This is a genomic window from Ruegeria sp. SAZA006 (assembly GCF_059613465.1).
The window spans coordinates 352,865-365,008 of the sequence record NZ_JBXWSO010000014.1; the positions used below are offsets into that span (position 1 = coordinate 352,865).

The following is a 12,144-nucleotide window of genomic DNA, read 5'->3' on the forward strand; positions in this document are numbered from 1 at the left end:
GTTCTGGTCCTTGCCCGTTTAGGCCTATAAACATCAATTCCAAGGCAGGAAAAAGGGCCATTTGCGATGCGCCGACTGGTACGAGTGTTCATATTTCTGACCATCCTCTGGGGCGGGTATTGGGCCATAGCCGGGTATGGGCTGCGCAGCGCCATCACCGGTTGGTTCGCGCATCAGCAGGATCTTGGATGGCAGGCCGACTATTCCGACGTGGAAATCGCCGGGTTTCCGCTGCACCACGTGACCCGCTTGAACAGTGTCGCGCTGGCCGATCCGGTGAATGGAACAGCCTGGAGCGCGGATTGGATCGAATTCGAAAGCCCCGCCATCTGGCCCGGACGACAGATCTTGCGCTTTGCGGATACGCAGCAGCGGCTGTCCTATTTCGACCAGACCGCAATCATTCTGGCAGACAGCCTTCAGGCGGAACTGAACCTGCGTCCGGGCGTCGCGTTGGAGTTGGAGAAGATGGCCCTGACATCGGGCAACTGGTCGGTGACCCAGGACGGAACCGACATGGCTGCCGGTCAGTCACTTGCCCTGGTCATGGAACAAGGCACCCAGCCCGAGAGCTATGCGATCGGGGTCAGTTCGGATGCCTTCACGCCCGGTGAAGACCTGCGCGCGCTGATGCGAACGGCGGCTTCGCTGCCCCAAGCCTTCGAGACGCTTGAACTGGACATGAATGTCACCTTCGACAAAACCTGGGACCGCTCCGCGCTGGAAGAACGTCGCCCTCAACCTCGTTTGATCGACCTGCATCTGGCCGAGGTGCAATGGGGCGAATTGCGTCTGTTTGCAACCGGCGAACTGGAGGTTGATGAACAGGGCATTCCGGTCGGAGAGATTGCGGTCAAAGCCGAGAACTGGCGTGACATGATTGCCATGGCCAATGCTGCAGGTGCCCTGCCCGATCAGGCCGTTGATCCGGTCACGCGGGCGTTGAACCTGCTGGCCGGCCTGGGGGGCAACCCCAACGCGCTGGACCTACAGCTGAATTTCCGCGACGGATTCGTGGCTTTGGGACCGTTGCCGTTGGGGCCGGCCCCGCGTCTGATCCTGCGTTAGCGGCAGTAGGGTCCGCTGCGGTAACGGGCGGTATCAAGGTGGAAATGGTTCTGGTGATAGCGGTCTGAATTCGGGCCCAGCACCGTGCCGAAGGGCCCGCACGCCCCGCGCCAGATCTTGGTCAGCTGCTTCTTCGAGGGGTTCTTGCGCCAACCGTCCAGAACGGTCACCACCTCGCCATCGGCCATTTTGAACCCCGAGATATCAATGGCCCGACCCTTGCCATGCTCCGAGATCCTTGCACCTTTCCGGTTGTTCCGGGTACGGCAAGCGAAATGTGCGGCAACCTGCAGTTCGACCACTGGGCCGCGCCGTTTGAACGTCGGCTTGACGGTCTTGTCGACCCATTTGTTCAAGGCGATCGCCGTACCGCAATCCATCGTGGATGGGCGGCTGAGAACCACGCCCGACACCGATGTGATCTGGACGGCATCCTTGATCCCGCAGGCTTTGATCTTGCCCGGAACCGTGCCCACGGCCTTGCCCTGAATGGCGATATCACCGCACACTGATCCTTTGCGCAGTTTTCGCTTTTTGAACAGGACTTGCTGTTCCAACGCCTCGGGCCGCAGATAGGGTTTGAGCGAGGTATCCGGTCCAAGCAGCGGAAGGTCGGCCGGGCGCGCCGCCACGGCTAAGACCTGAGGGGATACAGGTCGCACCACGGGCCGCATCTTCGCAGGCATAGCAATCGGCGTCGCCGGACTTGCCGGGACATAAGCGACCTGCACCAGCTCTGCCGCCGGGGATGGCCGCGCAACCGGAACCAGTGATGTGTCGGGGGCCGATGCAGTGGCCGCGCCGGCCCAAACCACCGCAATCATCGACAAGGCTTTGCCTTTGATCAGTTTCATGACTTGGCCTTCACACGCCCGAAATCAGGAGCGTCGGTGTCCTGACCCGCGTCGATGATGCCGCGCCGGATCGCCCTGGTGTGGGTAAAGTAGTCGAACAGGTGCTGACCGTCGCCCGTACGGATCGCACGCTGCAGCGCAAATAGCTCTTCGGTGAAACGGCCGAGGATTTCCAGCGTCGCGTCCTTGTTGGTCAGGAACACGTCGCGCCACATGGTCGGGTCCGAGGCCGCGATCCGGGTGAAATCACGGAAACCGGCGGCCGAGTACTTGATGACCTCGGAGTCGGTGACGCGCCGCAGGTCGTCGGCGACGCCCACCATCGTATAGGCGATCAGGTGCGGCGCGTGGCTGGTGACGGCCAGAACCAGATCGTGGTGATCGGCATCCATCTCGTCGACATTCGACCCCATCCCTTCCCACAGGGCGCGCAGGCGGGCGATGGCCTCAGGGTCAGACCCTTCGACCGGAACCAGCAGGCACCAGCGGTTGTCGAACAGCTCAGCAAAGCCGGATTCGGGGCCGGAATGCTCGGTCCCGGCCAGCGGGTGGGCGGGCACGAAATGCACGCCTTTAGGAATATGCGGGCCAACCTCTTCAATGACGTGACGTTTGACCGAGCCTACATCCGAAACGGTCGCGCCGGGCTTGAGCACCGGCGCGATGTCCTTGGCGACGGAGCCCATTGCGCCCACCGGCACGCAGAGCACGACCAGATCGGCACCCTCGACCGCCTCTTGCGCGGTGTCGCAGACCCGGTCGCACAGCCCGATGCGCCGCGCAGTGTCGCGGGTGGCCTCGGACCTGGCATAGCCAGTCACCTCGCCCGCCAACCCGGCGCGCTTGATCGCCCAGTACATCGACGAGGCGATCAGACCCAACCCGATCAGCGCCACGCGGTCATAGATCTGGCTCATGCGGCGCCCCCTTTGAACGCGGTGATGGCCGCAACCACGCGGCGACAGGCCTTTTCGTCGCCCACGGTGATCCGCAGAGCGTTGGGCAGCTTGTAGCCCGCAACCCGGCGCACGATCAAACCTTTCGATTGCAGATAGGCGTCGCAGGCCTCGGCCTCGGCCTGATCCGCGAACCGGGCGAGGATGAAATTGGTGCAGGACGGATCGGACAGAACGCCGATCTTGGCCAACTCGGCCGACAGCCATTCGCGCAGGCGGGCGTTTTCGGCCCGGCAGAACTCGACATATTCCACATCGGCCATGGCGGCCTCGGCCGCGGCGATGGCCGTCAGCGACAGGTTGAAGGGCTGGCGCACGCGATTCAGCACGTCGATGATTTCGCGATGCGCATAGCCCCAGCCGACCCGCATTCCGCCAAGCCCGTAAATCTTCGAGAAGGTCCGGGTCATGATCACGTTGTCGAACCGGTCCACCAGACCGGCGCCGCCGTCAAAGCCCGGCACGAATTCCGCATAGGCGCCATCCAGAACCATCAGGCAGGTCTGCGGCAGGCCCTCGGCCAAGCGCGTCAGATCGGCGTCCGAGATCATGGTCGAGGTCGGATTGCCCGGGTTGGTCACGAACACGATGCGGGTACGGTCGGTCACCGCGGCCAGGATCGCATCGACATCGACCTTGCGGTCGCGCTCGGGCACCTCGACCGGAGTCGCGCCGGCCATGCGGGCGATGATCGGATACATCGAGAAGCCGTGCTCGGTATGGATCACCTCGTCCCCCGGCCCGGCATAGGCCTGGGCCACGAATTGCAGCACTTCGTCACTGCCCACGCCACAAATGATCCGGTCGGGGTCCAACCCGTGCCGCTCGCCGATCGCGGCGCGCAGGTTGTAGTGATCGGTCACCGGATAGCGATGCAGCAACGTGGCACTGTCGCGCACGGCTTCGATCGCCTTGGGGCTGGGGCCAAAGGGGTTTTCGTTGGAACTCAGCTTGATGACGTTTTCCACGCCCTCGACATGCGACTGACCGCCCTGATACAGCGCGATATCCATGATGCCGGGTTGCGGGGTGATCTTGTTCATGAGGGGCTCCGTTGGTTGCGCCCCTCATACAGGTCTCAAGGCCTTGGGAAAAGCGGCAATTCCGTCACGCCGCCTTGAAGCGGGCGGTTGCCGGATCGGCGGCGTAGAACGGGGCGTATTCCTGCGTGCGGCGCGACAGGTCATTGACGCTGTCGATGATGAACTGAACCGTGTCCTCGGTCATCATGTACGAGAAGTTCAGCCGCACCCAACCCGGTTTCTTCATCTCTTCACCGGCCGACAACGCCGCGTGCAGCGCCTCCGAGGCCGCCTTGTCGATGCCCAGCAGCCGATGCGCATAGGGGCCGGCGCAGGCACACCCGCCGCGCGCCTGAATGCCGTAGATGTCGCTGAGCATCCGGGTGAACAGCTGTTGGTGCACCGGTTGCCCTACAGTGTCGCGCACCAGGAAGGAAAAGATCGGCAGGCGGTGCGGGTGATCCACACCCAGCAGGGTCAGGTTCGGGTTGTCACGCCACCCATCCAACGCCATGCGGTTGTACAGCGCCTCGCGCCGGGCGATCTCGTCGGTGCCCACGGCATCCTTGACGATGAAGGCCAGGGCCGCGCGGATGTCGCCGATCACGTTCGGGGTTCCCGCCTCTTCGCGGGTGGCCAGATCGGTGCTGTAGTCGTGGCGCCAGGGCGAAACGAAGCTGACCGTGCCCCCGCCTGGCCAGCTGGGACAGGTGCGGCGCACGGCGCTCTGGTTCACGACCAGAACACCCGAAGCCCCCGGCCCGCCCGGAAACTTGTGAGGAGACACGACGATGGCATCCTTGCGCGCATCGTCCGGCCCCATGTCCATCGGCAGGTAGGGCCCGCCCCCTGCGTAGTCCCAGACCGCGCGCGCCCCGTGCCGTTTCAACAGTCGTGTCACCGGATCAGGGTCGGTGATCACGCCCGTGACATTCGACGCCGCCGAAAATGACCCGATCACCAGATCCGAATCCGAATGCTCGATCAGCGCCTTCTCCAGCACCGCCATGTCCGGGCCGCCCTCGGGGCCTTCGGGGATCTCGATGACCTGCGCCTTGCTCTCGCGCCAGGGCAGGATGTTCGAATGGTGCTCATACGGGCCAATCAAGACAACCGGCCGGTCAGCCTCTTGCACTCCCATCAAACTGACCAGCCGGTTGAGTCCCGCAGTGGCACCGGACCCGGTGAAAATCACCGCGTCATCTCCCCTCGCGCCAACGATGCGGGCTATTTCCGCGCGCGCCTCGCGGCGCAGTCGCGTCATGTAGGAACCGCAATAGGAGGCCTCGGTGTGGCTGTTCGCATAGAAAGGCAAAACATGCTGGGCCACAAAATCCTCGACCTGCCGCAATGCGCGGCCCGAGGCAACGTAATCCGCGTACACAAGCGGCACGTCCCCATGCAGACCCGGGATCAGAACGTTCTCTCCGATCAGCCCGTCGCGCAGGGTCGAATTGTGAGTGGCGGCTTGGATTTCTGCACGAAAATGGGACAGGGTCATGTCATTGGCTCCATATTGCATTTCCAATATGATCTACTTGAGCCGAGTAATCTTCACCTATCTTTGCTTGATTTGTTAACATTTTGGGTCATATGATCTGGAATGAATGAAAAAGTAGATCAAATTGACAAGCGCCTCCTGCGCGAACTGCAAAAAGATGCGACCCTTTCCCAGCGCGAACTGGCCGAGCGAGTCGGCCTGTCGCAAAACGCCTGCTGGCGGCGGTTAAAGGCGCTGAACGACGCAGGCGTCCTGACAGGGTCGACAGCCCGGATCGCACGCGAAAAACTGGGGCTGAACCTGGTGGTTTTCGTGATGCTGCGCACGCGTCACCACTCGGCCGAGTGGCTGCAGGCCTTTCGAAGCCATGTCCTAACCATTCCGGAAGTCGTAGATTTCCACCGGATCGGCGGCGACTACGACTATCAGCTACGGGTCGTGACGCAGGATATGGCGACCTATGACAAAGTCTATCAGCGCCTGATCGAGAAGGTCGAACTGGACAGCGTGACCTCGTATTTCGCGATGGAGGCGATCGCAGAAGACCGCCCTTTGCCGATCTGAGTGTGTGCCATGAAAAAGGGCCGTACCTTCGCAGGTACGGCCCTTTTTCTGAAACTGTCCGCGAAGATCAGTTCTTCGCGTAGAATTCGACGACCAGGTTCGGTTCCATCATGACCGGGTACGGCACGTCGCCCAGCGACGGGGTGCGCACGAAGGTCGCGGTCATCTTCGAGTGGTCAACTTCCAGGTAGTCCGGAACATCACGCTCGGCCAGGCCAACGGCTTCCAGAACGACGGCCAGTTGCTTGGACTTGTCGCGGACCTCGATCACGTCGCCTTCCTTGACGCGGTAGCTGGGGATGTTCACCCGCTTGCCGTTCACTTTGACGTGGCCGTGGTTCACGAACTGACGTGCGGCGAACACGGTCGGCACGAATTTGGCGCGGTAAACAACAGCGTCCAGACGGCGCTCCAACAGACCGATCAGGTTTTCACCAGTGTCGCCGTTCACACGTACGGCTTCGGCGTAGATGCGGCGGAACTGCTTCTCGGTCAGGTCGCCGTAATAGCCTTTCAGCTTCTGCTTGGCGCGAAGCTGCAGACCAAAGTCCGACAGCTTGCCCTTGCGGCGCTGACCATGCTGGCCGGGGCCGTATTCACGACGGTTGACCGGGGATTTCGGGCGACCCCAGATGTTTTCGCCCATCCGGCGGTCGATTTTGTGCTTGGCAGACGTGCGTTTGGTCACGGCTGATCTCCTTCTTAAGGTCGAGGCCCTGACAGGCCACTATGAAGGGCGTTGTCCTCTTGAGGTTTCCCCCATGACAGGCATCCCCTTGCGAGGGCCACCAACACCAATGAAGCCGCGCTTATATCTGCGGACAGACCAGAGTCAACACGCTGCGATGCGTGGACGAAGAAATAGTTCCTAAGGAATGGGCCGTTTATTCAGCGGCGGTGGCAGTCATGTGCGGCGCAAGAACCAGCGTTTGCTCCGTTGACCTGCGATGCTTGGGGAAGGAAACAACGTTGCCCGCACCCGATTGGCTTGCGTCGGCATATTCTTCGACGGCGCACACCCAGAAGTCCTGACCCCGCGCGGGGCAGCCATTTTCGAACAGAAGAACCGCGTCCTTCTGACCTTCGACCAACGTCAACTCGGCCTCGTAGGTCTGCGCCCCATTCGTCAATGAGATAACTGCAAGCGTGGCGATCGGCTTCAGCGTTGCGGCTTCGGGGCCATGCCCGGCCAACGCCATCAACGCCTGATCATGTCCAGTCTGTACGGAATATTCCGCGTCACAATCCGGCAAGCGTGTCATGCACCCATGCCACGACCAAGACGCTCCAATGGCCAAATCTGCCACAGGCGCTGCTTCAAGCCCGTCAATTTCCGTCTGAGACCAAAATACTGCTACGCGACCGTTATACCCGGCTGTCATCTGCCCGCCCGACCTTTCAAACTCATCACCCCGTACATTAGCGGTGTATCAACGATGAATCCGGCGGAAAAGAGACGGAATTGCAGCTTTCACGAGAATGTTGCCGGAGAGTCAAATCAAATTGAGACTCCGGCGAAACACAATACAACTTTAACGACAGTTATATGGCATTCGTCAACCGCATTTCGAGTGTCCGCAGCTGCGGCAGGTCATGCAGCCCTCGATCATCACCATGTCATACTGGCCGCAGGACGGGCAGGCCTTGCCGCGTGGTGCGTCCATGTTGACCACCTGCGCCTGCGGGTCGGATTTCAGCCCCATCCCTTCGCCTTCGAGAAACCCGATCGCGATCATGTGCTGCTCGATCACGCCGCCGATGGCCGCCAGGATCGAGGGGATGTACTTGCCCTGCACCCAGGCCCCGCCGCGCGGGTCGAACACGGCCTTCAGTTCTTCGACCACAAAGGACACGTCCCCGCCCCGCCGGAATACGGCCGAGATCATCCGGGTCAGGGCCAGCGTCCAGGCGTAATGCTCCATGTTCTTCGAGTTGATGAACACTTCGAACGGACGCCGCCGACCACCGATGACGATGTCGTTGATCGTCAGATAGATCGCGTGCTCGCTGTCGGGCCATTTCAACTTGTAGGTCGACCCTTCCAGAGATTGCGGGCGGTCCAGCGGTTCGGACATGTAGATCACGTCGCCGCCGTCCACCTCGTGCGGGGCATCGGCGCTTTCGCCCGGCACCTTGTCGTCGCTTTCCGAGACGGTCAGCACCGAACCCGTCACATCATTCGGGCGATAGGTGGTGCAGCCTTTGCAGCCCATATCCCAAGCCTGCATGTACACGTCCTTGAAAGCATCGAACGAGATGTCCTCGGGGCAGTTGATCGTCTTCGAGATCGAGCTGTCGATCCATTTCTGGGCGGCTGCCTGCATCTTGACATGCTCAGCCGGGGTCAGGGTCTGGGCGTTCACGAAATAGTCGGGCAGTTCCACGTCGCCGAACTTGTCGCGCCACATCTGAACGGCATAGTCCACCACCTCTTCCTCGGTGCGCGAGCCGTCCTTCTGCAGCACCTTGCGGGTGTAGGCATAGGCAAAGACCGGCTCGATCCCCGACGACACGTTGCCCGCATAGAGCGAGATCGTCCCCGTTGGTGCGATCGAGGTCAGTAGCGCATTGCGGATCCCATGGTCGCGGATGGCCTGGCGTACATCGTCATCCATCTGCTGCATGGTGCCGCTGGCAAGGTATTTCTCGGCATCGAACAGGGGAAAGGCCCCTTTTTCCTTGGCCAAGTCGACCGACGCCAGATACGCGGCGCGGGCGATCGCGTGCAACCAGCGCTCGGTCTGACGCGCCGCCTCGTCCGAGCCATAGCGCAGGCCCAGCATCAACAGAGCATCCGCCAGCCCGGTCACGCCCAGACCGATACGGCGCTTGGCCTGCGCCTCGGCGGCCTGCTGCGGCAGCGGGAATTTCGAGGCATCCACCACGTTGTCCATCATGCGAACGGCCGTTGCGACAAGTTCCTGCAACGCCGCCTCGTCCAGATGGGCCGCGTCTTCGAACGGCGCCGACACCAGCCGGGCCAGATTGATCGAACCCAACAGACAGGCGCCATACGGCGGCAGGGGCTGTTCGCCGCACGGGTTGGTGGCGGCGATGGTCTCGGCATAGCTCAGGTTGTTGGACTGGTTGATCCGGTCGATGAAGATCACGCCCGGCTCGGCATAGTCATAGGTGGCCTGCATGATCTTGTTCCACAGATCGCGGGCCTGCACCGTGTGATAGACCTTGCCGTCAAAGACCAGATCCCACGAAGCATCGGCCTTGACCGCCTCCATGAAGGCATCGGTCACCAGCACCGACATGTTGAACATGCGCAGCCGGGCCGGGTCGGACTTGGCGGTGATGAACTGTTCGATATCCGGATGGTCGCAGCGCATGGTCGCCATCATCGCGCCCCGGCGCGAGCCCGCCGACATGATGGTGCGGCACATGGCGTCCCACACATCCATGAACGACAGCGGCCCCGAGGCATCGGCGGCCACCCCGTGCACATCCGCGCCGCGCGGCCGGATGGTCGAGAAATCATAGCCGATCCCCCCGCCTTGCTGCATGGTCAGCGCGGCCTCTTTCAGCATGTCGAAAATACCACCCATGCTGTCGGGGACCGTGCCCATGACGAAACAGTTGAACAGGGTCACCTGCCGCGCGGTGCCTGCTCCGGCCGTGATGCGCCCGGCGGGCAGGTATTTGAAATCCTCAAGCGCCTCGTAGAACTTCTGTTCCCAATGTGCGGGGTCCTTTTCCACCCGCGCCAGATCGCGCGCAATCCGCCGCCATGTATCCTCGACCGACTTGTCGATCGGCGTGCCATCCGCCTGTTTGAAGCGGTATTTCATGTCCCAGATCTGCTCGGCGATGGGGGCGGCAAAGCGGCTCATTGGTGATTCCCTGTCTTGAAAGAGGCATCCAGATTAGACCAAATCCGCGCCGAACCACAACAGCTTGATAGCGCGCAACGGTAAGCTACAATATAAAGATAGTCCGTGGGACGACTCTGTGGGAAAGCTGTGGATAATTACATCAACCTCGTGAAACTCTCGGTCGGGTCCGAGAGCGTGGACAGCCTGATCGCCTGGCAGGACAGCTATCGCCAGCGGTTTCCGGACGGCCTGCCCCGCCACATCACCCGCATGTGGCCCAAGCGCGAGGCCGAGATTCTGAACGGCGGATCGATCTTCTGGGTCATCAAGGGTGTCATCCAGTGCCGCCAGCGGGTTTTGCGGTTGGACGAGGTGACGGGTGAGGATGGCATCCGCCGCTGCGCCATCGTGCTGAACCCGCAGGTCCACCGCACTCAGGGCGCGCAGAAACGACCGTTTCAGGGCTGGCGCTATCTGAAACCCGAGGACAGCCCCGCAGACCTGCCCGAAAGCCGCGCGCAGGACGACGCCTTGCCCGAGGATCTGAACCGCGCATTGGCTGAGATCGGCGTCCTCTGACCTCAGCCCAGACGGCGCATCACTTCTGTCAGAGCAGCCTTTTCGGTGGCCCCGTACTCCGCAACCCGGCTGCGCCAAAGAGTGGCCTGCGATTGCAGGATCAACCCGTCCGAGAGGATCTTGAGGTGGTTGGCGCGCAGGGTCTCACCGGTCGAGGTGATGTCAGCTATCGCCTCGGCGGTTTCATTCATCACCGTGCCCTCGGTCGCCCCCTGGCTGTCGACCAGCGTATAATCGGCGACCCCGGAAACGGTCAGGAACTCACGCACCAGACGGTGGTACTTCGTGGCGATCCGCAGGCGGTGTCCATGCGTGGCCCGAAAGGCGGCGGCGGCGGCGTCCAGGTCATCCAGCGTCTCGACATCGACCCAGCAGGCCGGAACCGCGATCACCAGATCGGCCTGACCAAAGCCCAGCGGCGCGATTTCTTCGACCTGCTGTTCCCAGCGTGGCAGTTTCTCGTGCACCAGATCGGTGCCGGTCACGCCCAGATGAATACGGCCGGCAGCCAGCTCACGCGGGATCTCTCCGGCCGACAGCAGGATCAGCGAGACATCCTCGATCCCGTCCACCTTGCCTGCGTATTCCCGGTCGGACCCGGCCCGCGACAGCTCGATCCCGTGGCGGGCGAACCAGGCAAAGGTTTTCTCCATCAGCCGCCCTTTGGACGGCACGCCCAGCTTCAGGGTCATTGGCCCGCCTCCTCGATTTCCAGCATCAGGTCGGGGCGCAGCACGCCACCCACCGCCGGGATCTCGGCCCCGTTGCCCAGCCGCCGCGTCAGCGCATCATAGCGCCCACCGGTGGCGATGGGCGGCAGGTCGGGGCGGCGCTCGGCGTAGAAGCCGAAAACGAACCCGTCGTAATATTCCATCGAGGTGCGCCCATACGAGGCTTCGAAATCCAGCCTGCCGACATCAACACCACGCGCCTGCAGGGCGGCGATCCGCGCTTCAAGCCGGTCCAGCGCGGGGATGATCTGAGGTAGATCGACGGCGATATCGCGCAGGTGCTCCAGCGCATAGGGCATGGTCTCGCGCACGCCCAGCAGCGAGTCCAGCCCGGCCATTTCCGTGTCGGAAATCGGCGGCGTGTCGCGGTCGGCGCGCAGGGCGTCGATACGAGAGGCGATCTCGGCCGGTCGGCGCTTGCCGATCACCGGCGCGTCGCAGGCCATCGGGTCAGCCACCGCAAGCAACGCGGCGCGGTGGTCCGGCTCGGGCTTGCGGCCCGCGAACCGGTCCAGCAGAGCCCGGAACCGGCGCGGCCGCCACAGGTGGCGCATCAGCGCGGCCTTACGTTGGTCGGAGGTGCGCAGGCCCTGAACGGCTGCGGTCAGAATGCCGATGTCTCCGGTCGCAGCGCGCAGCGGCAGACCCCGCAATTGCAGGGCAAATAGCGAGAATACCTCGGCATCGGCCCCTGCCGGATCGTCGCGATCAAAGACCTCGTAGCCCACCTGGATGTATTCATTGGCGCGGTCGGGGTCATGTTCCTGACGGCGGAACACCTCGCCCGAATAGGTGTACCGCGCCGGTTCAGCGCCGTCGCGCATGTGCATCTGCACCACCGGCAGAGTGAAATCCGGGCGCAGCATCTGTTCGCCGCGCAGCGCATCCGACGTAACATAAGCGCGCGCGCGGATATCCTCGCCATAAAGGTCCAGCAGCGTCTCGGCCGATTGCAGCAGCGGCGTGTCGACGACCTGCGCCCCGGCGGCCTCGAAACGCACGCGCATCATCGCGGCCCGGGCCTGGATCTGGGATCGGTTGGCCATGG

At 62.6% G+C, this 12,144-nt stretch carries 12 protein-coding genes; 3 read left to right on the forward strand and 9 right to left on the reverse strand.

Going from position 1 to position 12,144, the window contains the following annotated elements; all coding sequences use genetic code 11:
• Window positions 1-66 precede the first annotated feature (66 nt).
• Window positions 67-1,068, forward strand: coding sequence for a DUF2125 domain-containing protein (locus AC2FNZ_RS13875; RefSeq protein WP_093964626.1), 1,002 nt, complete (start codon window positions 67-69; stop codon window positions 1,066-1,068).
• Here the strand turns inward: AC2FNZ_RS13875 and AC2FNZ_RS13880 are convergent.
• The 4 genes from AC2FNZ_RS13880 to AC2FNZ_RS13895 all read right to left on the reverse strand — a co-directional run bounded on the left by AC2FNZ_RS13880 (window position 1,065) and on the right by AC2FNZ_RS13895 (window position 5,401).
• On the reverse strand, window positions 1,065-1,922 hold the full coding sequence (locus tag AC2FNZ_RS13880) for an extensin-like domain-containing protein (protein ID WP_496840990.1): 858 nt from the start codon (window positions 1,920-1,922) through the stop codon (window positions 1,065-1,067). The genes AC2FNZ_RS13875 and AC2FNZ_RS13880 overlap by 4 nt on opposite strands.
• Window positions 1,919-2,839, reverse strand: a complete 921-nt coding sequence (locus tag AC2FNZ_RS13885; RefSeq protein WP_496840991.1) for a prephenate/arogenate dehydrogenase family protein — start codon at window positions 2,837-2,839, stop codon at window positions 1,919-1,921. The genes AC2FNZ_RS13880 and AC2FNZ_RS13885 overlap by 4 nt, the downstream gene beginning before the upstream one ends.
• Window positions 2,836-3,921, reverse strand: a complete 1,086-nt coding sequence (hisC, locus tag AC2FNZ_RS13890; protein WP_496840992.1) for a histidinol-phosphate transaminase — start codon at window positions 3,919-3,921, stop codon at window positions 2,836-2,838. Before hisC ends, AC2FNZ_RS13885 begins: the two co-directional genes overlap by 4 nt.
• 64 nt (window positions 3,922-3,985) lie before the next feature.
• Window positions 3,986-5,401 carry an aminotransferase class V-fold PLP-dependent enzyme gene (locus tag AC2FNZ_RS13895; protein ID WP_496840993.1) on the reverse strand — a complete coding sequence of 472 codons (1,416 nt, stop codon included), beginning with the start codon at window positions 5,399-5,401 and terminating at the stop codon, window positions 3,986-3,988.
• Between the two features lie 102 nt (window positions 5,402-5,503).
• On the opposite strand from AC2FNZ_RS13895, the gene AC2FNZ_RS13900 reads away from it, so the two are divergent.
• Complete coding sequence (locus tag AC2FNZ_RS13900; protein ID WP_170339929.1) at window positions 5,504-5,965, forward strand: Lrp/AsnC family transcriptional regulator; 462 nt, start codon at window positions 5,504-5,506, stop codon at window positions 5,963-5,965.
• 67 nt (window positions 5,966-6,032) lie between these two features.
• Here AC2FNZ_RS13900 and rpsD read toward each other — a convergent pair whose 3' ends face one another.
• The 3 genes from rpsD to AC2FNZ_RS13915 form a co-directional block, all read right to left on the reverse strand.
• Window positions 6,033-6,653 carry a 30S ribosomal protein S4 gene (rpsD, locus tag AC2FNZ_RS13905; RefSeq protein WP_093964621.1) on the reverse strand — a complete coding sequence of 207 codons (621 nt, stop codon included), beginning with the start codon at window positions 6,651-6,653 and terminating at the stop codon, window positions 6,033-6,035.
• Between the two features lie 196 nt (window positions 6,654-6,849).
• Window positions 6,850-7,227 (reverse strand): hypothetical protein, encoded by a 378-nt coding sequence (locus AC2FNZ_RS13910; RefSeq protein WP_170340503.1) that lies wholly within the window; start codon window positions 7,225-7,227, stop codon window positions 6,850-6,852.
• 294 nt (window positions 7,228-7,521) lie between these two features.
• A complete protein-coding gene (locus AC2FNZ_RS13915) occupies window positions 7,522-9,804 on the reverse strand; it encodes an adenosylcobalamin-dependent ribonucleoside-diphosphate reductase (protein WP_496840994.1) in 2,283 nt (760 codons plus the stop codon).
• 129 nt (window positions 9,805-9,933) lie between these two features.
• On the opposite strand from AC2FNZ_RS13915, the gene AC2FNZ_RS13920 reads away from it, so the two are divergent.
• Complete coding sequence (locus tag AC2FNZ_RS13920) at window positions 9,934-10,365, forward strand: DUF1489 family protein (protein WP_093964618.1); 432 nt, start codon at window positions 9,934-9,936, stop codon at window positions 10,363-10,365.
• A 2-nt stretch (window positions 10,366-10,367) separates the two neighbouring features.
• Here AC2FNZ_RS13920 and hisG read toward each other — a convergent pair whose 3' ends face one another.
• Both hisG and AC2FNZ_RS13930 read right to left on the reverse strand, forming a co-directional pair.
• Window positions 10,368-11,057 (reverse strand): ATP phosphoribosyltransferase, encoded by a 690-nt coding sequence (gene hisG / locus AC2FNZ_RS13925; RefSeq protein ID WP_496840995.1) that lies wholly within the window; start codon window positions 11,055-11,057, stop codon window positions 10,368-10,370.
• Window positions 11,054-12,142 (reverse strand): ATP phosphoribosyltransferase regulatory subunit, encoded by a 1,089-nt coding sequence (locus AC2FNZ_RS13930; RefSeq protein ID WP_496840996.1) that lies wholly within the window; start codon window positions 12,140-12,142, stop codon window positions 11,054-11,056. The genes hisG and AC2FNZ_RS13930 overlap by 4 nt, the downstream gene beginning before the upstream one ends.
• Window positions 12,143-12,144 lie beyond the last annotated feature (2 nt).

What these genes read in the sequence shown, in the direction of transcription:
- AC2FNZ_RS13875 (WP_093964626.1), top strand. Translation starts at nt 67, where the DNA reads ATGCGCCGACTGGTACGAGTGTTCATATTTCTGACCATCCTCTGGGGC.
- AC2FNZ_RS13880 (WP_496840990.1), bottom strand. Translation starts at nt 1,922, where the DNA reads ATGAAACTGATCAAAGGCAAAGCCTTGTCGATGATTGCGGTGGTTTGG.
- AC2FNZ_RS13885 (WP_496840991.1), bottom strand. Translation starts at nt 2,839, where the DNA reads ATGAGCCAGATCTATGACCGCGTGGCGCTGATCGGGTTGGGTCTGATC.
- hisC (WP_496840992.1), bottom strand. Translation starts at nt 3,921, where the DNA reads ATGAACAAGATCACCCCGCAACCCGGCATCATGGATATCGCGCTGTAT.
- AC2FNZ_RS13895 (WP_496840993.1), bottom strand. Translation starts at nt 5,401, where the DNA reads ATGACCCTGTCCCATTTTCGTGCAGAAATCCAAGCCGCCACTCACAAT.
- AC2FNZ_RS13900 (WP_170339929.1), top strand. Translation starts at nt 5,504, where the DNA reads ATGAATGAAAAAGTAGATCAAATTGACAAGCGCCTCCTGCGCGAACTG.
- AC2FNZ_RS13910 (WP_170340503.1), bottom strand. Translation starts at nt 7,227, where the DNA reads ATGACACGCTTGCCGGATTGTGACGCGGAATATTCCGTACAGACTGGA.
- AC2FNZ_RS13915 (WP_496840994.1), bottom strand. Translation starts at nt 9,804, where the DNA reads ATGAGCCGCTTTGCCGCCCCCATCGCCGAGCAGATCTGGGACATGAAA.
- hisG (WP_496840995.1), bottom strand. Translation starts at nt 11,057, where the DNA reads ATGACCCTGAAGCTGGGCGTGCCGTCCAAAGGGCGGCTGATGGAGAAA.
- AC2FNZ_RS13930 (WP_496840996.1), bottom strand. Translation starts at nt 12,142, where the DNA reads ATGGCCAACCGATCCCAGATCCAGGCCCGGGCCGCGATGATGCGCGTG.